This is a genomic window from Pseudomonas sp. CFBP2511 (assembly GCF_030209255.1).
In the GTDB taxonomy this organism is placed as follows: domain Bacteria; phylum Pseudomonadota; class Gammaproteobacteria; order Pseudomonadales; family Pseudomonadaceae; genus Aquipseudomonas; species Aquipseudomonas avellanae.
The window spans coordinates 65,569-89,484 of sequence record NZ_JARVSI010000018.1; the positions used below are offsets into that span (position 1 = coordinate 65,569).

Here is a 23,916-nt window from a genome sequence, read left to right on the forward strand (position 1 = left end):
GCAGGCTGCGTCTCGCATCACTCACCGATGACTGTTTTCACCAGTGCTGCCTGCTCTTTCGGATTTTTCGCGTTGGACACCACGTTCAAAACAGCTGCGCGAGTACCCGATGCGGCAATGATCGACGTGGTCAGCACCTTCGCGTCACTCATCGTGGCTGAACTGTCTACTTGGCGCACACCTAGGCCGTTTTTCTTGACGATCTTGCGTTCGCTCAGTTTTTTGAAGTCCTTGTAGCCAGCGCTCTGATGGTCAACGATGCCAGCCGCTATGCCGTCGAGCATGGCCGAATCGTTATCGCTAGCCTCAACGCTCATGGGCAGCGTTGTTTCCGTGACAATGAGCACGCGTTTTTCCGTAGCATTGGTGTACATCTTTCCGTATACGCCCTGAGCTTTTGCCTTCGCGTCTACTTCTGGCATTTCACCCTGCACATAGCCCGCAGGCACGGTAAACGCCAGTTTGCCGCCCAACAACGAAACCTTCTGCGCAGCAGGCACTGGCGCCTTTACAGGTGCAGCAGCCTCGACCTTGGTGGCCGCTTGTACGTTGATTGCAACCTGGCTGGCAGCCAGCGCGACACACACCGCTATTGCCTTGAAACCGAAAGACCGCATGGAAATTCCTTTTTGACTGTTAATGGAGCGAGGCACTTGCGCCTGAGGCATGTGAGTAGCCGGGCAGTTAAAAGTGCCCATGAAAAACGGCCAGCCCGATTGCTCGGTTGGCCGTTTTTTATTGCGTCTGCGCTTATTCGGCGATCTGCAACTTGCGCGACTCGGTGTAAACGTAGCGCACCTTCTCGTATTCGAACGGCGAGTTCAGCTGGCCATAACGGAAGCTGGTGACGTAGCGACGATCGATTGCACGCAGCAGGGTGATTTCCGGGTGATCGCTGCTGACTTCAGCGACGTTGAGGAAGTTGATCTGCGTTTCTGCGGTGTAGTCGAACAGCATACCGCCGGTGTCACGCAGGTTCGACGGGCCGAACAGCGGCAACACCAGATAAGGGCCGGCAGGCACGCCATAGAAGCCCAGTGTCTGACCGAAGTCTTCGCTCTGGCGTGGCAGACCCATCATGGTCGCAGGGTCCCAGAGGCCGGCGATACCGATCGTGGTGTTGAGCAGTAGACGACCAGTGGTGTCCAGCGAACGCTCGCCCTTGAACTGCAGCAGGCTGTTCAGCAGGTTGGAGACGTCGCCCAGATTGCTGAAAAAGTTGCTCACGCCGCTGCGCACGAAGCCGGGCGTGACGTAGCGGTAGCCATCCACGACAGGCAGGAACACCCACTCGTCAAAGCGATAGTTGAAGTGATAGACCCGGCGATTCCACGATTCCAGCGGATCGTAGACTTCCAGTGCGTTGATCGAGGCGCGCTCGAACTCACGCTGATCCAGCCCGGGGTTGAACTGCAGCGACTTCAGCGGCTGAGTAAAGCCGTCCGCATCGGTCTGGCGCGCTACCGTGGCCGGGTGCTGAGCTTTGTTGCCGGTGTCCGCGTCAGCGGCCTGGACCGTGCCAGCACACAGCAGTGCGGCAAGGAGTAAAAGACGTTTAGCCACGGAAAAACTCCAGCATGGCGTCGGTGTTGACGCGGTAGTTAAGGTTGCCGCAATGCCCGCCGTAAGGATAAACGGTCAGACGATCACCAAATGTCTTGCGCAGAAAGCCCAGATCACCTGCGCCCAGAATCACGTCGTCCGCGTTGTGCATAACGGCGATCTTGGTGTTGCTGTGCAGATAATCCTTCAGCGCGTACAGGCTGACCTGATCCACCAGTTGCAGCAGGCTGCCACCATCAGTGCGGGCACGCCACATCGGAATGACCTGTTCGGTCAGGTAGCAATCGAAGTCGCATTGCAGGGCGCGCTTGAGGAACGGCGTCAGGCTGGTGCCTTCGGAAATCGGGAATTTCGGCGGAATGATCAGGCCACGACGGTTGATCAGGTCCGAGGTGAACGCGATGTCGGCCGACGAGAAGCGGAACGATGTGCCGATCAGCATGGCCATCTGTTCGTTGGTCAGGTGCTGCTTGGACTGCTGGAAGTCGAACAGCAGTGCGTCATTGAGGTCGATGTAGCCTTTTTGCCGGAAGTAGCGCGTCAGCTTGGCCAGCACCAGCTCATAGAACGTGGTGGTGTTGTTGATGCCCTTGACGTTGGTCTGAACCAGTTTGTCGAGGTTGCTGATCGAGGTGTAGAGGTTGACCGGCGGGTTGAGCAGCAACACTTTCTTGAAGTTGAAGCTGCGTCGCGTTTCATCCAGCTTGCTGACGAACGCGGCGTTCAGCGCCCCGAGGCTATACCCGGTGAGGTAGTAGTCGGTGACTGGCAACTGCGCTTGCTGGGCACGGATGGCCTGCATCACGCGATAAAGGTCTTCTGCGTCTTCGGTGGAAACACCAGGGGTCGCAAAGCGCGACGCCGAGCTCATGAAGTCATAGCTGGTCGGCGAAGACAGCTGCACAACGTGGTAGCCCGCGCCGTAATACAGCTTCTTCAGGAATTCGTTGATGGTGCTGTTATAAGGCGCGCCGGTGCCAGCGATCAAAAAGATCAGCGGTGCGGCATGATCCTGTCTGGCCAGACGGTAGTGCAGTTTTTTTACGGCCCAGAAGTTGTCGGGCAGCGTGAACTCGCGTTCAGGGTGCAGATTCAGCGTGTAGACGTCCTGATCGATGTCTTCATCGTCGGGCAGGTCGGGGCGCAGATCGGGCGGTGTACTGGCAATGGTCGCTTCAAACGGATTAGTCAGCGGGTAGCCATAGGTGGCGGGGTCGACGTTGGTCGCCAGAGCGGACGCACTTAAACACAAGCCACCTATAACGGTAGCGAAGCGCAGAAAACGGAGCATGACTAAATCCCTTGGGAAAGAAGTGCTGATGAGATACGCAGGCTATGACCAAGGTGTAGTGCCAAAGTGCCGCATCCACCGGTTAACCGTGTAAATATGACGGAACAATACACGTTTCGGGGATTTTTCAACGCAGATATGCGGTTTATTTTTTCGCATGCGGCGCAGATTGGGCGCTATGCCCAAGCGGTCGGGGCTCGTCGCCGCTATATCCAGCAACAATGCCGGGTTTGTGCGGCGGTTTTTCAGAAGGCACAAAGCACAAAGGAGAGCCGTGGCTCTCCTCCAATGTGTTTTACCTGCTCTTTTTATTGTTATAGGGCGGCCTGTTCTTGTTGTTGGCGACCAGTCCCTTTACAGCGTTCTTGTGCGACCCCCAATCAGGGTCAAGAGCAAACGTATTTTTTTGAGCGCTGATTCACTTTAATCATCTGTCTGCACAACAGCCTGATCCCACCGGTTCTGGAGCTACCTGACGGTAGTTTTATTGTTCTCTGTCCGGTCGCGAGGCCTTTCACCGAAAGGTCCCTGTAAAGCTGATCCACTCCAAAAAAATCTGTTAGCTGCGCCTCTGTCCGTTTTGTTCTTGTTATGTCAGAGCCGTTACGTCTTGTTTTTATTGGTTTGCTGCGTCGTTTTTTGTTTTTGTTGTGCAAGAGAGATAGCAGAAGCTGTGCCAACTTTTTCAAAGCCTTTTAAAACAATGACTTAGCTGTGCTATGGGGCGAGATGAGTGGGCTACGCTGGAAAAACTGTTCCCGTGTTACCCGTTCGGGCCGGTGGATGTGAGTCGCGGTAACACATCCTGTTTCCTTTTATAAAACGAGCAGGTTCAGACGTTTTTCTGCAGCGCTTGTCGCTGATGACTTCATGTTGTCGTTTCCCATTGCCCCAGTGTCGTAGCCAGAGCATGCCTGCTTGCCCGGCAGGTTGATGATTACGGTCGCATTTGCTGCGTGTCACTGCGCGTGGCGGCGATCAAAGCGTGCGGGGTGTGGGAGCGGTTTTGAAAACAACGTTGACGAAGCCCGACAACCGTCGGTGCAGACTTCCGGGGAAGCGATAATGATGATGCGAAAAATACTGGGGGCGGGTGCCGCTCTGGTACTTGCGGTCAGCTCCACGCTAGCGATTGCTGAAACCAAAACCCTGACCATCGGCTATGTAGAAGGCTGGTCCGACAGCGTTGCAACGACCTTCGTGGCCTCCGAGGTGATCAAGCAGAAGCTGGGCTACGACGTCAAACTGCAGGCAGTCGCGGCCGGGATCATGTGGCAGGCAGTGGCGACCGACAAGCTGGACCTGATGCTGTCTGCCTGGCTTCCGGGCACTCACGGTGAGTACTACACCAAGTACAAGGACCAGGTCGTCAACTATGGCCCCAACTTCAAGGACGCGAAGATCGGCCTGATCGTGCCCGAGTATGTAAAAGCCAAAAGCATCGAAGACCTGAAGACCGACGCCTCCTTCAACAAGAAGATCACCGGGATCGATGCGGGCTCGGGCGTGATGCTCAAGACCGATCAGGCCATCAAGGATTACGGCCTGGATGGCTACAAACTGCAGGCCAGTTCCGGCGCAGGCATGATTGCCGAGCTGACCCGCGCCGAGAAGGCGCAAAAGGCCATCGTGGTGACGGGCTGGGTACCGCACTGGATGTTCGCCAAGTGGAAACTGCGTTTCCTCGACGACCCTAAAGGCGTCTATGGCGCTGCTGAAACCGTCGATAACGTCGCCAGCCTGACGCTTGAGAAAAAAGCGCCGGAAGTCGTCGCCTTCCTGAAAAAATTTCAGTGGGCGTCCAAGGATGAAATCGGTGAAGTGATGCTGGCTATTCAGGACGGTGCCAAGCCCGAAGCTGCCGCAAAAGACTGGGTGGCCAAGCACCCGGACCGGGTCGCTGCATGGACCGCTAAATAGTCTCGAAACGCTCTGCAAAGAGGCTCTCAAGAACCTGTCAAGGCCGTCTGGTGTTATCGCCAGACGGCTTTTTACGTTGCGCGATCAGGGTATTTTCTCAAGCTACGGACTGGCGGTGCATTTGCGCTGTGCAGAGCCAGGCATCTACGGCTAATGTCGTTCTAATACTAAGGTCGTCTGGAGTGCGCGCCGGACCCGACTAAAGTGCGTTACGTGACATCTCATCTGTGCTGCGAGGACAAAAACAATGAACGACAGCATTTACCTCTCGATTCAAAACAGCCCCCGTTTCAAGGAGCTGGTATCCAAAAGAGAGCGTTTCGCCTGGATTCTCTCGGCGATCATGCTTGGCCTGTATGCGGCCTTTATTCTTTTGATTGCTTACGGGCCCCATATTCTGGGTGCCAAGTTGAGCCCGACTTCAACCATTACCTGGGGAATGCCGATAGGCGTAGGGCTGATCCTTTCTGCGTTTGTGTTGACCGCCATCTATGTTCGCCGTGCCAATGGCGAATTCGATGACTTGAACAACGCCATCCTGAAGGAGGCTCAGCAATGATCCGGCGCCTATCAGCAGCACTTGGCCTGGCCGCATTCGCGCCGACCCTCTGGGCGGCAGATGCATTGACTGGCGCAGTACAGAAACAACCCCTGAACGTCGCTGCGATCGTCATGTTCGTGATCTTCGTCGCGTTCACGCTGTACATCACCTACTGGGCCTCAAAGAAGAACAAGACCGCATCGGACTATTACTCGGCGGGTGGCAAGATCACCGGCTTTCAGAATGGTCTGGCGATTGCTGGTGACTACATGTCGGCAGCCTCTTTTCTGGGTATTTCCGCACTGGTCTACACCTCCGGCTACGACGGCCTGATCTACTCGATCGGCTTCCTGGTGGGCTGGCCGATCATTCTGTTCCTGATCGCCGAGCGCCTGCGTAACCTGGGTAAATACACCTTTGCCGACGTAGCCTCTTATCGCCTCAAGCAAAAAGAGATTCGCACACTGTCTGCCTGTGGTTCGCTGGTGGTGGTGGCGTTTTATCTGATTGCGCAAATGGTCGGTGCGGGCAAGCTGATCCAGTTGCTGTTTGGTCTGGACTACACCGTTGCAGTGGTGCTGGTCGGTATTCTGATGTGCCTTTACGTGCTGTTCGGCGGCATGCTGGCGACCACCTGGGTACAGATCATCAAAGCGGTGATGCTGCTTTCCGGTGCCTCGTTCATGGCGCTGATGGTCATGAAACACGTCAACTTCGACTTCAACATGCTGTTCTCCGAGGCGATCAAGGTTCACCCTAAAGGTGAAGCGATCATGAGCCCGGGCGGGCTGGTAAAAGACCCGATCTCGGCGTTCTCGCTGGGTCTGGCGTTGATGTTCGGTACGGCGGGTCTGCCGCACATTCTGATGCGCTTCTTCACCGTGAGTGATGCCAAGGAAGCCCGTAAGTCGGTGCTCTACGCCACTGGCTTTATCGGCTACTTCTACATCCTGACCTTCATCATCGGTTTTGGCGCGATCCTGCTGGTCAGCACCAACCCGGCATTCAAGGATGCAGCGGGTGCCTTGCTGGGCGGCAACAACATGGCGGCGATTCACCTGGCCGATGCGGTCGGTGGCAGTCTGTTCCTGGGCTTCATTTCTGCCGTCGCCTTCGCGACCATCCTGGCGGTGGTTGCCGGTCTGACGCTGGCCGGTGCGTCGGCGGTCTCCCATGACCTGTACGCCAGTGTGATCAAGGCGGGCAAAGCCAACGAGAAAGACGAAATCCGCATCTCGAAAATGACCACCATTGCACTGGCTGTCGTGGCGATCCTGTTGGGTATTGCTTTCGAAAGTCAGAACATCGCGTTCATGGTGGGCCTGGCGTTCTCCGTCGCGGCAAGTTGCAACTTCCCGATACTGCTGCTTTCCATGTACTGGAAAAACCTGACCACCCGTGGCGCCATGATTGGTGGCTGGATGGGCCTGATCAGCGCTGTGGTGCTGATGGTGCTCGGCCCGACCATCTGGGTGCAGATCCTGCACAACCCTAAAGCCATCTTCCCTTACGAATACCCGGCGCTGTTCTCTATCGCCATCGCATTCGTGGGTATCTGGTTCTTCTCCATCACCGACAAGTCGAAAGCGGCAGAGGGCGAACGCGCCTTGTTCTACCCGCAGTTCGTCCGGTCGCAGACGGGGCTGGGTGCCAGCGGTGCGGTTTCTCACTAAGTAGCACGTGCAACGAACGAAGCAGCCCCCATGGGCTGCTTTTTCATGGGCGATGGTTTTTTTAGGGCCATAAAAAACCCCGCTTGAGAAAGCGGGGTTTTCGTTACTACTCACTGCTTGAAGCAGCGGGTCATATCTTGCCGAGCAACACCAGAATCAGCAGGATCACCAGGATCGTACCGATGATGCCCGACGGACCGTAGCCCCAGCTGCGCGAGTGCGGGAATACCGGAAGACCGCCGACCAGCAGCAGAATCAGAACGATGATAAGAATAGTGCCGATGCCCATGACGAGTTCCCTCTTTGAATTCCAGTTAAATAGCTATTGCAGTTAAATCGTTTGCCACGAAGGGCGCTTTATTTGCCTGCTTGAAACATCCGACTGCGCGTGTTCGGTAAAGGTTCGGCTTATTTTCAACATTTTCTTACATCTTCAAAAAATCATTAAAATCATGGGTTTGATGCGTTTTTGTCCGACAATAATTCAGTCTTATCAGCAAGTAATAACGTGAAATAGTCTTAGAAATCATTGAACTTAATGGCGTGTAAGCTCTCGCTTATTGGTGTCGGTGGGCTAGACCTCCCACATTCTGTCACGGCTGAGGGCACGCCGATGTTTTATCGAATAGCGGCAGATGCGGTAGTGGCGTTTCACCTCCTGTTCATTGTGTTCGTTCTGTTTGGCGGGCTGCTGGTATGGAAAAGGCCCTGGCTGGCCTTGCTGCACGTTCCGGCCATCATCTGGGGGGCGGCAGTCGAGTTTCTGCACCTCTATTGCCCGCTGACACCGCTGGAAAATGCCCTGCGCAGTAGCGCTGGCGAGCAGGGTTATGACGGGGGCTTTGTCGAGCATTACCTGATCCCGCTGATTTACCCGGCAGGGCTGACGCCTGGCGTGCAACTCTGGCTGGGCGGCATTGTTGTGCTGGTCAATGTGATGGTGTACGGCAGGCTGCTGGTGCATTACGTGTCCCGCGCGCGGCGCTCATGAGGCTGCGGGTTTGCTCCAGGCATTCAGCACCTTGATGGTGGGTTTGTCGGGCCTTGGCTGTGATTACACTCAGGCAACTTCGGCATCTCACAAGGCACTCGGTTATGCAAAACCGCATCATGATTACTGGCGCCGGCTCTGGTCTGGGCCGTGAAATGGCACTGCGCTGGGCGCGCGATGGATGGCGGCTGGCATTGTCGGATATCAATGATGCCGGTTTGCAGGAAACCCTGGCCCTGGTACGCGAGGCGGGCGGTGACGGTTTTGTTCAGCGCTGCGACGTTCGTGATTACAGCCAGCTCACCGCATTCGCTCAGACCTGCGAAGAGCGCTTCGGCGGCATGGACATCATCGTCAACAATGCAGGCGTGGCGTCGGGTGGTTTCTTCAACGAGCTGTCGCTGGAAGACTGGGACTGGCAGATTGCAATCAACCTGATGGGCGTGGTCAAAGGCTGCAAAGCGTTCTTGCCGATGTTGCAGGCGAGCAAGGGCAAGATCATCAACATCGCCTCAATGGCCGCGCTGATGCAGGCCCCGGCCATGAGCAATTACAACGTTGCCAAGGCGGGCGTGGTGGCGCTTTCCGAGAGCCTGCTGGTTGAACTGCGCGATCAGGATGTCGGCGTGCATGTGGTCTGCCCGTCGTTCTTTCAGACCAACCTGCTTGATTCCTTTCGCGGCCCCACCCCGGCGATGAAAGCGCAGATCGGCAGGCTGCTGGAAAAATCCCCGATCACCGCTACAGACATTGCCGATTACATCTTCACGCAGGTAGCCGAAGGCGAATTCATGATCCTGCCCCACGAAGAAGGCCGCCTGGCCTGGGACATGAAGCGCCAGCAGCCACAGGCGATGTACGACGAGATGACCGTGATGTGCGCCAAAATGCGCGCAAAGGCCCAGAAAGGGCACGCCTGACTGAGACATCGTTGCGCACGCTCAAGCAGTTCGCGACGCTCTGCGTCGCCAAAGAGGACGCGGAGCGTCCAGAACGGCATACGACGCGGAGCGTCGCACGATAGTGGTCGTTAAGATTATCGCTCCCTACGCGCGCCCACCGGTCAGAAGCCATCTCGGTCATGACCGCACAGTTTTCTGATAGGGTTGCGCGCATCGTTCAGCCCTGTCCCGAGAACCTTTCATGCTCAATTACCTGTGGTTTTTCCTCGCCGCCCTGTTCGAGATAGCTGGCTGCTACGCTTTCTGGCTCTGGCTGCGTCAGGGTAAAAGTGCGCTGTGGGTGATTCCGGCGCTGATCAGCCTGACGCTGTTCGCCTTGCTGTTGACGCGTGTGGAAGCGGCTTATGCCGGGCGAGCCTATGCGGCGTATGGCGGGATTTACATTGTGGCGTCGATTGCCTGGCTGGGGCTGGTGGAGCGGGTCAGGCCGCTGGGCACCGACTGGCTGGGGCTGGCGTTTTGCGTGATCGGCGCGACGATCATTCTGCTGGGGCCGCGCTGGTCAGCGCCCTGAAACGGTCAGCCAACAGCGGCATTTCCTACAATTTTGACTAGAAAGTAAGACGTTTCCTTCAGTCTTTTCCGATGCGGTTGCAGGACGTTACTGATTTGCCATCAGTGCATTGAAGCCCCTTCGCTTGCGATGCACCCTGCCTCTTTTGCGTAACGAAGAGGCAAAACACATGCTGGTATTGACGCGGGACATTGGCGAAACGTTTTCCATTGGTGATGACATCACCGTGCAGATTCTGGGCGTGAACGGCAATCAGGTCCGACTGGGCATCAGTGCGCCCAAGGACATCAAGGTTCACCGGGCCGAGGTGTACAAGCGAATCGCCAACAAGCTTTCGCAGCAGGCCGTGCAGACGCAGCCATAGCCTCAGTCAAAAAACTCTTTGGGCACATCGTGTTTGAGCATCAACTGACATTGTTGGCTCTCAAGGTCGAAAAAGATCACCGCCTGACCTTTGGTCAGCGCATGTCTGACGCGCAATACACGGGTTTGCAGGGGCGTTTCGTCGCCGTTGTCAGTGCCCTCGCGGGTGACAAAGTCCTCGATCAGGCGGGTGAGGGTGTCAGGTTCCAGTTGATCGTAGGGGATAAGCATGGCGGTTCTCTTGTCGATGAGCGGCGATGATAGAACTGCGGTGCCAGGCACCGCAATTCAATTCACGGAGCCTCAACTCTCCTCGCGATTCTGCCCGATCAGGCTGTCTACCGGCGGCACGCGGGTGTCGGACTCCATCTGCGCGTCATGTTCAATCTGATGACTGAACCGCTCCAGTGAACTCTGCGCCGGTTTGGCATCGCTGGCGAACACTGGCGGGCTGAGGATGTACGCGCCAAGCAGCTTGCTGAGCGCGGCCAGGCTGTCGATATGGGTGCGCTCGTAGCCGTGGGTGGCGTCGCAGCCAAAAGCCAGCAGGGCGGTACGAATATCGTGCCCCGACGTCACCGCAGAATGCGCATCGCTGTAGTAGTAGCGGAACAGGTCGCGGCGGACCGGCAGCTCGTTTTCCACGCCCAGACGCAGCAAATGACGAGACAGGTGGTAATCATAAGGACCGCCCGAGTCCTGCATCGCCACGCTCACCGCGTGTTCGCTGGAGTGCTGGCCGGGTGCGACCGGTGCGATGTCGATACCGACGAACTCGCTCACGTCCCAGGGCAGCACGCCCGCTGCACCGGTGCCGGTTTCTTCGGTGATGGTGAACAGTGGATGGCAGTCGATCAGCGGCTCGGCACCGCTTTCGACGATCGACTTGAGCGCCGCCAGCAGCGCGGCAACACCAGCCTTGTCGTCCAGATGGCGGGCACTGATGTGGCCGCTCTCGGTGAACTCCGGCAGCGGGTCGAATGCCACGAAGTCGCCAATGCCGATGCCCAGTGATTCACAATCAGCGCGGGTGGTGCAGTAGGCATCCAGGCGCAGCTCGATGTGGTCCCAGCTGATCGGCATTTCATCCACAGCGGTATTGAAGGCATGCCCGGACGCCATCAATGGCAACACGCTGCCACGGATCACGCCGGTGTCCGTGAACACGCTGACCCGGCTGCCTTCGGCAAACCGGCTGGACCAGCAGCCGACGGCGGCAAGCGCCAGACGGCCATTGTCTTTGACCTCCCGAACGCTGGCACCAATGGTGTCCAGGTGCGCGGATACTGCGCGGTCGGGGCTGTTCTGTTTACCCTTGAGGGTTGCGCGAATCGTGCCGCGACGGGTCAATTCAAACGGGATACCCAGTTCTTCCAGACGCTCGGCCACGTAGCGCACGATGGTGTCGGTGAAGCCCGTGGGGCTTGGGATCGCGAGCATTTCCAACAGAACTTTCTGCAGGTATTTCAGATCCGGATCGGGAATGGTTGCAGGGGTCATGAATGCTCCTTATGGAGCAGTTGCAAGCCACAGGCTGCCAGGGTCAAAACCCCGGTGTGCAGCCTGTTACTCGCAGCTGCGATCAGATATGCACAGGCAGGCTGTGCGGAAACAGCAGATCGACGAAACGTTCGGCAGTAGGTTGCGGTTCATGGTTGGCCAGCCCGACGCGTTCGTTGGCTTCAATGAACACATAGTCGGGCTGATCGGCAGCGGGCACCATCAGGTCCAGGCCGACCACCGGAATATCCAGCGCTCGGGCAGCACGTACCGCTGCGTCACTGAGTACCGGGTGCAAGATGGCCGTGACATCTTCCAGACAGCCTCCGGTGTGCAGGTTGGCAGCGCGGCGTACGGCCAAACGCTGATCCATCGGCAAGATATCGGCATAGTCAAAACCGGCCTCACGCACTGTGCGCTCGGTTTCCTGGTCCATCGGGATACGGCTTTCACCATCGGTCGCGGCAGCACGGCGACGGCTTTGCGCTTCGATCAACTGCTTGATGGTGTGACGGCCATCGCCAATGATTTCTGCAGGGCGACGTATCGCAGCGGCCACCACCTGAAAGCCGATCACCACGATGCGCAGGTCCAGGCCCTCGTGAAAGCTTTCCAGGATCACCCGGCTGTCGAACTGACGGGCCTGTTCGATGGCGCTCTGCACGTCTTCAAGCGTGCGCAGGTCAACCGCGACGCCCTGGCCTTGCTCGCCATCGAGCGGCTTGACCACGACTTGCTTGTGCTCTTCGAGAAACGCACGATTGTCGGCCTCATCGCCCGCCCGCTGCTGCGCCGGCAAACGCAGCCCGGCCGCTTTCAGGGCGCGGTGGGTCAGGCTCTTGTCCTGGCACAGTGTCATGCTGACCGCGCTGGTCAGGTCGCTCAACGATTCCCGGCAGCGAATACGACGGCCGCCATAGCAAAGCGTGAACAGCCCTGCATCGGCATCGTCTACCTGCACGTCAATACCGCGACGATGGGCCTCTTCGACGATGATCCGCGCATACGGATTGAAGTCCGCCTTCGGGCCAGGGCCTAGAAACAGCGATTCGTTGATGCCGTTTTTGCGTTTGATGGCGAAGGTCGGCAGATTGCGAAAATTCAGCTTGGCGTACAGCGCCTTGGCCTGCTCGTTGTCATGCAGCACCGACAGATCAAGGTAGCTCAGGCCACGGCTCATGAAATGCTCGATCAGATGGCGAACCAACACCTCACCCACACCTGGGCGTGTGCACTGCGGGTCAACCGCCAGGCACCACAGGCTGCTGCCTTTTTCCGGGTCGTTGAACGCCTTTTGATGATTCAGGCCCATGACACTGCCGATGATCGTGTTGCTGCCTTCGTCCTCGGCCACCCAGTACACCGGGCCGCCCTGATGACGCGGGGTGAGCAGGGCAGGGTCGATGGGCAACATGCCGCGTGCCAGGTACAGGTTATTGATGGCCTGCCAGTCGGTTTCGTTGTGCGCCCGGCGGATACGATAACCGCGGAACACGCGCTGCGCCGGACGGTAGTCGCTGAACCACAGACGCAACGTGTCCGACGGGTCGAGAAACAACTGTTGCGGCGCTTGCGCCAGCACCTGCTGTGGCGCGGCCACATACAAGGCAATGTCGCGTTCGCCGGCTTTCTCGTTAAGCAGGTCCTGTGCCAGCGCTGCCGGGTCAGGATACGTATGACCGATCAGCAGGCGCCCCCAGCCACAATGCAGGGCCAACGGCTCTGCATCGATCTGGCTGCCATCTTCGGCTAGGCGCGCTTGCAGGCGTTCATACGAGGGCGACTGTCCGCGCAACAGGCGTTGGCTATAAGTCGTCGCGTTCTGTTTCATCAATCACAGTCCTTGTTCGCTGAGCCACAGGTTCAGCGCGGCCAACTGCCACAACTTGGAGCCGCGCAGCGGCGTGAGCTGGCCTTCGGGATTGGTCAGCAGCTTGTCGACCATGGTCGGGTTGAACAGGCCGCGGTCCTGGCTCGGATCGGTCAGCAGTTCACGTACCCAATTGAGTGTATCGCCCTGCAAATGCTTGAGGCCGGGCACAGGGAAATAGCCCTTCTTGCGGTCGATCACTTCTGATGGAATGACCAGCCGCGCCGCTTCTTTCAGCACTTGCTTGCCGCCATCGGGCAGCTTGAACTTGCCCGGAATACGCGCCGACAACTCGACCAGACGATAATCGAGAAACGGCGTGCGCGCTTCCAGGCCCCAGGCCATGGTCATGTTGTCGACACGTTTGACCGGGTCGTCGACCAGCATCACCGTGCTGTCCAGACGCAGCGCCTTGTCGACCGCAGCGTTGGCACCCGGTTGGGCGAAGTGATCGCGAACGAAGTCTCCGGCTGCATCGTTGGCAGTACGCCATTTTGGCTGAACAGTGTCCGCGTATTCGGCGTAGCTGCGGTCCACAAAGGCGTCACGGTAGGCCGCGACCGGGTCGCTTGCGCCATCGACTTGCGGGTACCAGTGATAACCGGCAAACAGCTCGTCAGCGCCCTGGCCGCTCTGCACGACCTTGCAGTGCTTGGCCACTTCGCGCGACAGCAGATAAAAGGCGATGCAGTCGTGGCTGACCATTGGTTCGCTCATGGCGCGGAACGCCGCAGGCAACTGTTCGATGATCTCGCTTTCCTGAATGCGCAACTGATGGTGACGCGTACTGTAATGCTTGGCGATCAGGTCCGAATATTGAAATTCATCGCCACGTTCGCCGCCAGCATCCTGGAAGCCGATGGAGAAGGTTGACAGGTCCTCGACACCCACTTCGCGTAGCAGGCCGACCAGCATGCTCGAATCGACACCGCCGGAAAGCAGCACGCCGACATCCACTGCCGCACGCTGACGAATGGCCACCGCTTCGCGGGTGCTGTCCAATACACGGTCGCGCCAGTCTTCCAGAGTGAGATTTTTCTCGTCCTCGTGGGGACCATAAGGCAGGGTCCACCAGACTTTCTGCTCGACCTTGCCGCTGGCGTCAATGCGCATCCAGCTGGCAGGCGGCAACTTCTCGACGCCGGCCAGCAGCGTACGCGGTGCAGGCACCACAGCATGGAAGTTGAGGTAATGATTGAGCGCCACCGGATCAAGCATCCCGCTGATATCACCGCCCTTGAGCAGGGCAGGCAGCGAGGACGCGAAGCGCAGGCGCTTGTCGGTTTTCGACAGGTACAACGGCTTTACGCCGAGGCGGTCACGGGCAATGAACAGCTGCTTGCTGTCGCGCTCCCAGATGGCAAAGGCAAACATGCCATTGAGCTTGGGCAGCATCTCTGCGCCCCACGCGTGGTAGCCCTTGAGCAATACCTCGGTGTCGCCACCGGAATGGAACTGATAGCCAAGGCTTTCCAACTCGGCACGCAATTCGGGAAAATTGTAGATCGCACCGTTGAAGGCCATCGACAGGCCAAGGTTGCTGTCGATCATCGGCTGCGCCGAGCCGTCCGACAGGTCCATGATTTTCAGACGGCGATGCCCAAGGGCAATCGGCCCCTGGCTATGAAACCCCCACGCATCCGGGCCGCGAGGCGCCAGCTCATGGGTAATGCGTTCAACAGCGGCAAGGTCCGCTGGTTGATGGTCGAAACGAAGTTCACCTGCTAATCCGCACATAAGTCCTTACCGGGTTTCCGTTGGGGAGGTGACTGAGAAAGTGCAGTCACCCAGAAACTGACCCAGTGAGGACAGGGTAGTTTTAGATCAAAAAGCTATAAGCAGGCAAGTACAGTTGTCGAGTTCGCATCAGCTGGCCCGACAGCCAGCAGTAAGGAACAACCATGGGTTTTCGTGAAGCGTGGTGTAACGAAATAAAAAACATAACCCTGGGAACACTTTTCTACATTGTTTTAATATGCGTCCAGGGTTATATTTTTGTATCGATTGGCAAGGAGGTGGAGGTGCAAAGCAGGCAATTGGTAAAGGAGCTTGAAGCAGATGGTTGGGTTCTTGATCGTGTCACCGGCAGTCACCATATGTTCAAACACCCAGAAAAGTCTCAAACAGTTCCGGTGCCGCATCCCAAGAAAGACTTGCCGCTTGGAACAGTAAAGGCCATCAGAAAGCTTGCCGGATTGGCGTAGTTCAGCCTTTATCTTGCAACCTTTTCGGAGAAAAAATGAAATATCCAATATGCATAGAGTGGGGCGATGAGACCACAGCGTTCGGCATTCAGATACCGGACATACCTGGTGCTATCACCGCAGGCGATACCTTTGAGGAGGCTCATGCGGCAGCCGTTGAGATCGCTCATATCATGCTGCAGGAGATTGCAGCCAGTGGCGGGTCTATTCCGAAAGTCGGGACCGTTGCCGAGCATGCCAAAAACCCTGATTTTTCTGGAATGGGCTGGGGCATGCTGGAAATCGATGTAACGCCTTATCTAGGCAAGACGGAAAAGGTCAACGTCACCTTGCCTGGCTTTGTGATCAGACAGATCGACAGCTACGTAAGGGATCACAGCATCAAAAGTCGCTCGACCTTCCTGGCTGATGCTGCGCTGGAAAAGCTCGGTCGAGCGTGACGGCAGTCGAGGTGCTCAATACCCCGTCATCTCCAGATACCCGACCCCCTCCTGACTACCGCTGAAACTCACCGGGCCTTCCCAGTAGGGGATGCTGGTGCCCATCCAGGCTTTGGGGTTCAGTGCCTGGGTGGTGATGTCGAGGTTTCTGCCGGGAATTTTGATTGCCCAGCGGGTGGGCACCTTGTGCTCACCGATTGACGTTTCATTGACAGGTTCGAGGCTGAGTTCGTTGGCGTGGAGCATTTTGGTCGTACCATCGGCGCTGATCCAGTTGCCGGTCAGGTAGGGCGTGCCGTTCTTGTAGCGGATGCGGTAGAGCATCAGGCGCTCGCCGTCGGCCAGTTGCAGGGAGAACCAGTCCCAGCCGCTCTGGTTGGCGGTCAGTGGCTGGCTGCTCCATTCCCGGTCCAGCCACGCTTTGCCGGTGACCTGATGGGTTTTGCCCTCGATGACGACACTGCCTTTGGCGTCGAAAAACGGCTGGCTGTAATAATAGGAAGCCTGGCCCGCTTCCGATTTCTGGCTGTAGCCTTGTTCGCCCTGTAACACCAGCGGTTTGCTGGAGGTAAGTTGCAGGTTGTAACGGAAATCCTTGCCGCTGGCTTTCAGTTGCATCATGGCGAGCGGGTCGTTGTTTTGCGTATCACTGGTGAATGCCCAGTCGTCGATCCAGGCCGAGAAGGGCGCCAGTGTGACGTTCGCCTGGCCGATTCCACCCCGGGCATAACGCTCTGCCACGTAGTGCCCGCTGCTGGATGTGGCCGCCGCATGGCCCAGCCAGATTGTGCCTTCGTTCCAGCCGCTGCCCGGCTGTTTGCCGGGTCGCAGGGCGCTGCGGAACAGCGTCCATTGCACGCCGAAGGGTTGGCCGGTGTCATCTTTCAATGTCGCGGTGATGTACCACCATTCGATGCGAAAGCCAGGGTGCTGGCCGTGGTCCTCGGGAAATGAGAAGACCTTGCCCGGCGTCACCTGAGTGTAGGCGTCGGCGGCATTGCCCAGCCCGGCGAAGCCGCTTTCGGGCTGCGGTTTGTCATCGCAGGCCGCGAGCAGCAATGCGATAGCCAACGGCATCAGCCACTTAATGTTCACTGGCAAAGGTCCTCAGTAAATCCGCTGGGCGGCTGCGGTACAGCTTCAGCAGCGGCCAGGCCGAGGCCAGCAGGGTGGCTAGTATTGCCAGTGACATGAGTTGCAGCAATTGCAGTGGGAATACTTGCAGTGGCAGGCGCCAGCCAAACGCCTGAACATTGATCACCGCATCCAGACACCACGCGATCATCAGGCCCAGCGGTATGGAGAATGCCAGCGTCAACAGGGCCAGCAGCCAGGTTTGCCCCAGGTTGAGCAACATCAGTTGCCGTCGCGTCACACCCAGCGCCCACAACGGGGCGAGTTGCCCGAGGCGGCTCTGGCTCTGGGTCAGCAGGCTGATGAATAGCGCCACGCCAGCCACGCCCAGCGTCAGGCTATTGAGGGCGGCGGTGGCTGAGAATGTACGTTCGAAGATCTGGGTTGACCAACGCTTGATCTGGCTCTGATCGATGATGTGATTGTCGTCGAGCGCAAAGCGGTCTTGCAGTTGCTTGACCAGAGGCGGAATCGCGGCCTGATCGACCCTCAGGTTGAAACGGAACGGGCTCAGTTGCGGCCAGTGGGCAAGCAGATGTTTTTCGTTGACCAGCAGATGGCCCTTGGGGTTTCCATAGTCGGCGTAGATCCCGACGATGCGCGGCGTCCATTGGCCGTTGGGCACGGGGATGTTCAAGGTATCGTTCAGCGTGAGCTTGAGACGGCGCGCCAGTTGTTCGCTGAGCATCACCGTATCGCCGTCACGCAAAAGGTTCCACGGATCACCCTTTACTGATTCAAGCAGCTCCCAGTGCTGGCGGTAGATGGTGTGATCGACCACGCCGAACAGATCGGCGGGCCATCCCTGAACCTGTACCGCTACTTGCCAGTTGGGTATCACTGCGCTGATGTGCGCTTGCTGGCTCAGCCAGGTTTGTAAAGGTTGAGCCTGCGTCGGGTCTTGCGGGCTGACGTAGAGCTCGGCAGTCAGACGCTGGTTCAGCCAGCTATTGAACGTCTGGCGAAAGCCCGAGGTCATGCTGCCCACGCCGATATTGGCCGCCATCGCCAGCAGCAAGGCCATCAATGCCAGGCTCAACGAGGGCAACTGCTGCCTGCAATCAGCCAGAAACCATTGCCCCAGCACCGAACGACTGCGTGTCAGCAGGCCGCCGAGCATGGCATCCAGCAGCACCGGTAGCCCGAGCCCTGCACTGAATAACACGGCGGACATCAACACAAAACCCAGTAACAGGCTGTTGCCGAACAGCAAAGCCAGTAGTGCGACGAGCGCACCGGCCGCTGCAACCCAGGCTTGTCGCCGCAGCCAGCGTGCGTGGGCCTGCTGCCATGCCTGGGCATCTGCCAAGGCAAGCAAAGGCAGACGTGCCGCACGCAACAGGCTGTTGATACCGGCCAGCAAAGCGCCAAGCAGGCTCAGCCCGATGCCGCTGAGCCACCACCACAGGCTGAGGTTCAGTTGGCCAGCGACTTCGGCACCGTAAAGACCGCGCAAACTGGCCACTACATCCGGCAGCAGCAAGCTGGCCAGAAAATAGCCGCTGACCACACCCAGCAGACCACCGAGCAGGGCCATCGCGCCCAGTTCGACGCTCAGGGCCGTGATCAGCATTCGCGCACTGACACCACAGGCACGCAGGTTACGCAGCAGGCCGCGGCGTTGTTCCAGTGCCAGGCCAATGGCCGCGTGGACGATAAACAGGCCCACTCCGAACGACAGAACGCCCAAGGCGCTCAGGTTCAGGTGAAAGCTTTCTGTCAGCCGCTGCAGATTGTTTTCTTCGCCCGTCTTGCTGATGACCAACTGACCGTTCAGTGCTGGCGGCAACTGCGGGTTGCGCGCCGCGAAGTCCTTGTGCAGCAGCAGGCTGGACAATTCATCGGGCTGGCCGAGCAATGCTTGAGCGAAGCCGATGTCAGTGAGTAGCACGCCGGGGGCCATATCGGGTTTGGCGCGCAGCGGCGGCAAGGCAACGCCATTTTCGCCCAGTGGCTGCCGGCCTTCTTCAAGCCCGAGCGACTCAAGGGTCTGCGGTGATACCCAGGTCGCTCCCGGCGGGGTGAGAAAATCAACGACCTGATCAGAGTCCAGTGTCTGTCCGGCCAGTGTGCTGTTCGGCAACGTCAGCGGCTCGATGCCGAGCAATTGCAAGCGCTGGCCTTCCAGCCCCTTGAGCGTGATTCGTCCGCGTATGACTGGCGACACCGGCCAGCCTTCACGGCGCAGCTGTATGTACAGTTCCTGAGCAAACAGCCCGCCGTCGGGCGCTGCGATGCTGGTCTGCGGCTCGCCGCCAATCAACTGGCTGGCACGCTGGTAGCTTTCCCGTGCCTGACTATTGAGCGCCTGCACGCCGGTCAGCAGTGCGGTGGCCAACCACAAACCGGTCAGCACGCTGAAAAATTGCACGGGATGACGTCGCCAGTGGCTCAGTAATGCGCGCAGGGTCCAGTAGAAAACTCGCATCAGCGCTCGCCTTCGACTGCCAGACGACCGAGATGCAGCACCACTCTGCGCGCCAGTCGGTCAGCGACCCGCGGGCTGTGGGTGACCATCAACAGGCTGGTGGGGCTGTCGGCGAGCACATCCAGCAACAATTGCAGCACTTCGTCACTGGTGGTCTCGTCGAGATTGCCGGTGGGCTCGTCAGCCAGGAGCAGGCTGGGCCGTGAAGCGAGGGCGCGACCTATCGCTACCCGCTGCTGTTGTCCGCCGGACAGTTGCTCGGGATAACGATCCAGCAGCGTGCCCAGCCCCAGACGTTCGATCAAGTGCGTCTGCCAGCGCGCATCGAAACGCCCGGCCAGTCGTGCCTGGAACGCCAGATTGTCGGCGATTTTAAGGCTGCCGATCAGGTTGAACTGCTGAAACACCAGACCGATTTCGGTGCGCCGCCAGTTAGCCAGTTGGCTTTCGTTCATCAGGTCCAGGCGTTGGCCGGCAATCTCGATGCTGCCGTCATCGACCTGATCAAGGCCCGCGACCAGATGCAGCAATGTGCTCTTGCCACTGCCGGATTCGCCCATCAACGCCAGGCTTTCGCCCTGTGTCAGGTGCAGGTCCACGCCCCTTAATACATTCAGCGGCCCCTGTGCCGTGGTGTAGCGCTTGAATACGTTTCGCACTTGCAGCATGAGCGGCTCAATATTCCTGACTGAGTTCAAAGAGTAGCGCCTGAGCGCGAGCGCGTCGCGGGTAGATGCCCACTATCGTGCGACGCTCCGCGTCGTATGCCGTTCAGGACGCTTTGCGTCCTCTTTTTGCGACGCAGAGCGTCGAGAGCTGCATTCCCACGCTGGAGCGTAGGGAACGATAATCTCAACTATCGTGCGATGCTCCACGTTGGTCCTGCTTTTCAGGCTACTTCCCGCCGCCGCGAATCAACCCGCGCAGGGCAAACCGGTTAGGGTGACAGGCTTCGGCAACGCTGCGCGGCAAGGGCAGGGGTTCGTTATCGAGCCAGGCGGCGATCAGTTCGGCGCACAGCGGCGCGGTGATCAGCCCACGTGAGCCGTGGCCGCTGTTGACGTACAGGCCGTCCAGCCACGGGCAGGCGATATCCGGCACCTGACGCGCATCCTTGCCCAGCGCAGCATAGGCCTGAACGAACGCCTCGCGGTCTGCCAGCGGACCGACGATCGGCAAATAATCCGGACTGGTGCAACGAAACGCCGCGCGCCCCTGTAACTGCTCGGGCGGCCTGTCAGCGGCCTCAAGGCGAGACGCCAGGTCTGCCGAGATTTCCTGCAACAACGTCAGATTGCCAAGGTGATCCGCCACGTTGGGGGTCAAATCGACACTGTTGAAATCAAAGCTGGCGCCCAACGTGTGTTCACCCAGACGCGCCGGAGCCACATAACCCTCCGCGCACACCACCGTGCGCAACGCAGCACTCGCCCCGGTCTGCGGCAGGCTGGTGATCTGCCCGCGAATGCGTTTGAGCGGCAGCTCGGCACTCTGCGAGAACTGCTTGATGTCCGCCGCCCCGGCCAGTACGACGACAGGCGCGCTGTCGATCAGCTGCGCGTCACTCCACACCTGCCACTGATCATCGACGCGTCGCAGCTCCAGCGCCTGATGATGGGCGATCAGGCGAATATTCGCGTGCTGGATCTGCGCGTGACACAACGCTGGCGGATGCACCCAGCCGCCCTCAGGGTAAAACAGCCCGCCGCTGTTTAGCGCGATGCCGCTCTGCACCTCGGCGGCGCGCCGATCCAGCAGGTGCAGCAGCGATTCAGGGAAGGCCTCGGCGAGTTGCTTCTGGCGTTGTGCCTCCTTGTCGTCGAAGGTCAGTTGCAGCACGCCGCATGCGTCCCACTCGACACCCCGCTGCAAGCGTTCAAGCTGCCTGCGCGTGTGGCCAAAACCACTGAGAATCAACTGTGACAACGCTGTACCGTGCGCTGACAGTTTCAAGTACAGCACGCCCTGCGGGTTGCCTGAGGCCTCCTGCGCGGGTGCCGCGTGACGCTCCAGCAGGCTGACCTGCCAGCCACGTTGCGCCAGGCTCTGCGCCGTGGCGCAACCGGCCAGCCCAGCGCCGATCACCAACGCCTTGCGCTCGCCTGCAAGCGGAGTGGGACGGGCGAACCAGGGCTTGGCGGCAGGCACCGATGTGACGCCCTCCGGCCAGGCGATAAAAGCACCGCGCAGCACTTCCCATTTATGCCCGATACCCGGCACCCGCTTCATCTTGAAACCTGCTGCATTCAGCGAGCGCCGCACCCAGCCGGTGCTGGTGAAGGTGCCAATCGTGGTGCCCGGTGCGGACAGTCGCGCCAGTTCGGCGAACAGTTCCGGGGTCCACATGTCCGGATTTTTCGCCGGCGCAAAGCCGTCGAGAAACCATGCGTCAATCTGCCCGTCCAACTGCGGCAGCATCTGCAGCGCATCGCCGATCAGCAGCGTCAGGGTGACCCGGCCGTTATCGAATACCAGGCGCTGAAAGCCTTCATGTATCGCCACGTATTGCCCGAGCAGTTGATCGGCAAAACGCGACAGCTCCGGCCACAACACCAGAGCACGTTGCAGGTCGCCCTGGCTCAGCGGGTACTTCTCGACACTGACAAAATGCAGGCGCGCATCAACCGGCGCGCACTCATCGAACAACTGCCAGGCACAGAGAAAATTCAGCCCGGTGCCAAAGCCCGTTTCGCCAATGATCAGCCGTCCGCCGACCGGCAATTCGGTAAACCGCCGACGCAGGTCGTTCTGCACCAGAAACACATGGCGGGTTTCATCCAGACCGGACTCAGTGGAAAAGTACACGTCGGAAAAATCGTGAGAACGCGGGTTGCCTTGTTCGTCCCAGTCGATCCGGGCGTGGCGGGTAATAGTCATGTCGGGCTCGGCTTAGGCAGTGGCAGCATTTTAGCCGTCTGCGCAGATAAAAGTGCTATCAAGACTGCGTGGATTGACCGATGCCGGTAATCGGTGGTCACACTCTTCATCGGGCGTCACTGAGCCATCACTCATCAGGAGTTGTGCATGTTTGAATCCGCTGAAATCGGTCATGCCATTGACGATGACACCTACGAGGCCGCTTTGCCTGAGCTGCGCGAAGCGTTGCTGGAGGCGCAGATAGACCTGCACGAGCAGGCCGGCCGGCAGATCATCGTGCTGATCAACGGCATAGAAGGCGCGGGCAAGGGCGAGACGGTCAAATTGCTCAGCGAATGGATGGACCCGCGCTTGATAGAAGTACGCACCTTCGATCAGCAGACCGACGAAGAACTGGCCCATCCGCCTGCCTGGCGCTACTGGCGACAACTGCCTGCCAAAGGGCGCATGGGGATTTTCTTCGGCAACTGGTACAGCCAGATGCTTCAGGGCCGTGTGCATGGGCAGTACAAGGACGCGGTGCTTGATCAGGCCATCAGCGGCGCCGAACGTCTGGAAAAGATGCTCTGCGATGAAGGCGCGCTGATCTTCAAATTCTGGTTTCACCTGTCCAAAAAACAGATGAAGCTGCGCCTCAAGACCCTCAAGGATGACCCGCTGCACAGCTGGCGCATCAGCCCGCTGGACTGGCAGCAATCCAAGACCTACGACAAGTTCGTGCGCTTCGGCGAGCGAGTCCTGCGCCGCACCAGCCGTGACTACGCGCCCTGGCATGTGATCGAGGGTGTGGACGCCAATTACCGCAGCCTGACCGTCGGCCGCCTGCTGCTGGAAGGCATGCAGGCCGCGCTCAACAAGGTCGAACCCGAGTCCAGCGCGCTGACGGTAGGGCCACTGGCGATCCATAACGATGAACGTACGTTGCTCGACAGCCTCGACCTGAGCCTGCACCTGAGCAAAGAAGACTACCAGCACGAACTGATCGCCGAGCAGGCGCGCCTGTCCGGCAACCTGCGTGACAAGCGCATGAAAAGCCACGCACTGGTGGCGGTGTTCGAAGGCAATGACGCTGCTGGCAAAGGCGGGGCAATTCGCCGGGTCGCGGCGGCGCTGGACCCGCGTCAGTACGCCATCGTGCCGATTGCTGCGCCGACTCAGGATGAGCGTGCGCAGCCTTATCTGTGGCGTTTCTGGCGGCAGATACCGGCACGCGGCAAATTCACCATCTTCGACCGCTCGTGGTACGGCCGGGTGCTGGTCGAGCGGGTCGAAGGCTTTTGCAGCGAGTCCGACTGGAAGCGCGCCTACGCCGAAATCAACGATTTCGAAGAGCAACTCACCGAAGCCGGCGTGGTGGTGGTCAAGTTCTGGCTGGCGATTGACGAGCAGACCCAGCTAGAACGTTTTCAGGAGCGCGAAAAGATCCCGTTCAAGCGCTACAAGATCACCGAAGACGACTGGCGCAACCGCAAGAAATGGCCCGATTATCGTCAGGCCGTCGGCGACATGGTGGACCGCACCAGCACCGAGATTGCACCGTGGACACTGATCGAAGCCAATGACAAGCGCTGGGCCAGGGTCAAGGTGTTGCGCACCATCAACGAGGCGCTGGAAAAAGCCTTTGCCAGAGACAAGAAGAAGTGAT

General features: G+C 58.8%; 22 protein-coding genes. 10 read left to right on the forward strand and 12 right to left on the reverse strand.

Translation table 11 applies throughout. The features are described from left to right. Nucleotides 1-17: 17 nt before the first annotated feature. The 3 genes from QRN38_RS15410 to mlaY all read right to left on the reverse strand — a co-directional run bounded on the left by QRN38_RS15410 (nucleotide 18) and on the right by mlaY (nucleotide 2,854). Nucleotides 18-617, reverse strand: coding sequence for a DcrB/PsbP domain-containing protein (locus QRN38_RS15410; RefSeq protein ID WP_010202718.1), 600 nt, complete (start codon nucleotides 615-617; stop codon nucleotides 18-20). 133 nt (nucleotides 618-750) lie between these two features. Then, a complete protein-coding gene (locus QRN38_RS15415; RefSeq protein WP_005767596.1) occupies nucleotides 751-1,563 on the reverse strand; it encodes an MlaA family lipoprotein in 813 nt (270 codons plus the stop codon). Then, nucleotides 1,556-2,854 (reverse strand): lipid asymmetry maintenance lipase MlaY, encoded by a 1,299-nt coding sequence (gene mlaY / locus QRN38_RS15420; RefSeq protein ID WP_007245694.1) that lies wholly within the window; start codon nucleotides 2,852-2,854, stop codon nucleotides 1,556-1,558. The genes QRN38_RS15415 and mlaY overlap by 8 nt, the downstream gene beginning before the upstream one ends. Nucleotides 2,855-3,919: 1,065 nt before the next feature. On the opposite strand from mlaY, the gene QRN38_RS15425 reads away from it, so the two are divergent. The 3 genes from QRN38_RS15425 (at nucleotide 3,920) to QRN38_RS15435 (ending at nucleotide 6,988) form a co-directional block, all read left to right on the forward strand. Then, nucleotides 3,920-4,774, forward strand: a complete 855-nt coding sequence (locus tag QRN38_RS15425) for a glycine betaine ABC transporter substrate-binding protein (RefSeq protein ID WP_057418498.1) — start codon at nucleotides 3,920-3,922, stop codon at nucleotides 4,772-4,774. A 247-nt stretch (nucleotides 4,775-5,021) separates the two neighbouring features. Next, entirely contained in the window at nucleotides 5,022-5,333 is a 312-nt protein-coding gene (locus tag QRN38_RS15430) for a DUF485 domain-containing protein (RefSeq protein WP_002552552.1), read from the forward strand. After that, a complete protein-coding gene (locus tag QRN38_RS15435; RefSeq protein ID WP_010202721.1) occupies nucleotides 5,330-6,988 on the forward strand; it encodes a cation acetate symporter in 1,659 nt (552 codons plus the stop codon). Before QRN38_RS15430 ends, QRN38_RS15435 begins: the two co-directional genes overlap by 4 nt. Before the next feature lie 130 nt (nucleotides 6,989-7,118). On the opposite strand, the gene QRN38_RS15440 is transcribed toward QRN38_RS15435, so the two are convergent. Continuing rightward, nucleotides 7,119-7,277: a DUF3309 family protein gene (locus QRN38_RS15440; protein ID WP_002552554.1), complete on the reverse strand. Its 159-nt coding sequence runs from the start codon at nucleotides 7,275-7,277 to the stop codon at nucleotides 7,119-7,121. Between the two features lie 324 nt (nucleotides 7,278-7,601). On the opposite strand from QRN38_RS15440, the gene QRN38_RS15445 reads away from it, so the two are divergent. The 4 genes from QRN38_RS15445 (at nucleotide 7,602) to csrA (ending at nucleotide 9,819) form a co-directional block, all read left to right on the forward strand. Beyond that, nucleotides 7,602-7,979, forward strand: coding sequence for a DUF2784 domain-containing protein (locus QRN38_RS15445; protein WP_057418499.1), 378 nt, complete (start codon nucleotides 7,602-7,604; stop codon nucleotides 7,977-7,979). A gap of 104 nt (nucleotides 7,980-8,083) precedes the next feature. Continuing rightward, a complete protein-coding gene (locus QRN38_RS15450) occupies nucleotides 8,084-8,899 on the forward strand; it encodes an SDR family oxidoreductase (protein ID WP_057418500.1) in 816 nt (271 codons plus the stop codon). Between the two features lie 223 nt (nucleotides 8,900-9,122). After that, on the forward strand, nucleotides 9,123-9,455 hold the full coding sequence (locus QRN38_RS15455; RefSeq protein ID WP_011103636.1) for a YnfA family protein: 333 nt from the start codon (nucleotides 9,123-9,125) through the stop codon (nucleotides 9,453-9,455). A 169-nt stretch (nucleotides 9,456-9,624) separates the two neighbouring features. Then, nucleotides 9,625-9,819: a carbon storage regulator CsrA gene (gene csrA, locus QRN38_RS15460; RefSeq protein ID WP_010220168.1), complete on the forward strand. Its 195-nt coding sequence runs from the start codon at nucleotides 9,625-9,627 to the stop codon at nucleotides 9,817-9,819. Between the two features lie 2 nt (nucleotides 9,820-9,821). Here the strand turns inward: csrA and QRN38_RS15465 are convergent, their stop codons facing one another. The 4 genes from QRN38_RS15465 to QRN38_RS15480 all read right to left on the reverse strand — a co-directional run bounded on the left by QRN38_RS15465 (nucleotide 9,822) and on the right by QRN38_RS15480 (nucleotide 14,925). Beyond that, nucleotides 9,822-10,049: a YheU family protein gene (locus QRN38_RS15465; RefSeq protein ID WP_004879420.1), complete on the reverse strand. Its 228-nt coding sequence runs from the start codon at nucleotides 10,047-10,049 to the stop codon at nucleotides 9,822-9,824. 72 nt (nucleotides 10,050-10,121) lie between these two features. After that, complete coding sequence (locus tag QRN38_RS15470; RefSeq protein WP_005616285.1) at nucleotides 10,122-11,318, reverse strand: osmoprotectant NAGGN system M42 family peptidase; 1,197 nt, start codon at nucleotides 11,316-11,318, stop codon at nucleotides 10,122-10,124. An 82-nt stretch (nucleotides 11,319-11,400) separates the two neighbouring features. After that, nucleotides 11,401-13,149, reverse strand: a complete 1,749-nt coding sequence (ngg, locus tag QRN38_RS15475) for an N-acetylglutaminylglutamine synthetase (protein WP_044392447.1) — start codon at nucleotides 13,147-13,149, stop codon at nucleotides 11,401-11,403. 3 nt (nucleotides 13,150-13,152) lie between these two features. Next, nucleotides 13,153-14,925 (reverse strand): N-acetylglutaminylglutamine amidotransferase, encoded by a 1,773-nt coding sequence (locus tag QRN38_RS15480; RefSeq protein ID WP_057418501.1) that lies wholly within the window; start codon nucleotides 14,923-14,925, stop codon nucleotides 13,153-13,155. A gap of 284 nt (nucleotides 14,926-15,209) precedes the next feature. On the opposite strand from QRN38_RS15480, the gene QRN38_RS15485 reads away from it, so the two are divergent. Both QRN38_RS15485 and QRN38_RS15490 read left to right on the forward strand, forming a co-directional pair. Then, the gene (locus QRN38_RS15485; protein WP_011103638.1) at nucleotides 15,210-15,392 is read left to right on the forward strand and encodes a type II toxin-antitoxin system HicA family toxin; all 183 of its coding nucleotides are present in this window, start codon (nucleotides 15,210-15,212) and stop codon (nucleotides 15,390-15,392) included. 35 nt (nucleotides 15,393-15,427) lie between these two features. Beyond that, the gene (locus QRN38_RS15490) at nucleotides 15,428-15,832 is read left to right on the forward strand and encodes a type II toxin-antitoxin system HicB family antitoxin (RefSeq protein WP_057418502.1); all 405 of its coding nucleotides are present in this window, start codon (nucleotides 15,428-15,430) and stop codon (nucleotides 15,830-15,832) included. A gap of 15 nt (nucleotides 15,833-15,847) precedes the next feature. Here the strand turns inward: QRN38_RS15490 and QRN38_RS15495 are convergent, their stop codons facing one another. The 4 genes from QRN38_RS15495 to mnmC all read right to left on the reverse strand — a co-directional run bounded on the left by QRN38_RS15495 (nucleotide 15,848) and on the right by mnmC (nucleotide 22,271). Then, nucleotides 15,848-16,927: a lipocalin-like domain-containing protein gene (locus QRN38_RS15495; RefSeq protein ID WP_057418503.1), complete on the reverse strand. Its 1,080-nt coding sequence runs from the start codon at nucleotides 16,925-16,927 to the stop codon at nucleotides 15,848-15,850. Then, entirely contained in the window at nucleotides 16,917-19,394 is a 2,478-nt protein-coding gene (locus QRN38_RS15500) for an ABC transporter permease (RefSeq protein ID WP_011103640.1), read from the reverse strand. Before QRN38_RS15500 ends, QRN38_RS15495 begins: the two co-directional genes overlap by 11 nt. Further along, nucleotides 19,394-20,062: an ABC transporter ATP-binding protein gene (locus tag QRN38_RS15505; protein ID WP_057418504.1), complete on the reverse strand. Its 669-nt coding sequence runs from the start codon at nucleotides 20,060-20,062 to the stop codon at nucleotides 19,394-19,396. Before QRN38_RS15505 ends, QRN38_RS15500 begins: the two co-directional genes overlap by 1 nt. 226 nt (nucleotides 20,063-20,288) lie before the next feature. After that, a complete protein-coding gene (gene mnmC, locus QRN38_RS15510; protein ID WP_057418505.1) occupies nucleotides 20,289-22,271 on the reverse strand; it encodes a bifunctional tRNA (5-methylaminomethyl-2-thiouridine)(34)-methyltransferase MnmC2/FAD-dependent 5-carboxymethylaminomethyl-2-thiouridine(34) oxidoreductase MnmC1 in 1,983 nt (660 codons plus the stop codon). Between the two features lie 147 nt (nucleotides 22,272-22,418). On the opposite strand from mnmC, the gene pap reads away from it, so the two are divergent. Beyond that, a complete protein-coding gene (gene pap, locus QRN38_RS15515; protein WP_057418506.1) occupies nucleotides 22,419-23,915 on the forward strand; it encodes a polyphosphate:AMP phosphotransferase in 1,497 nt (498 codons plus the stop codon). Nucleotide 23,916: the final 1 nt, after the last annotated feature.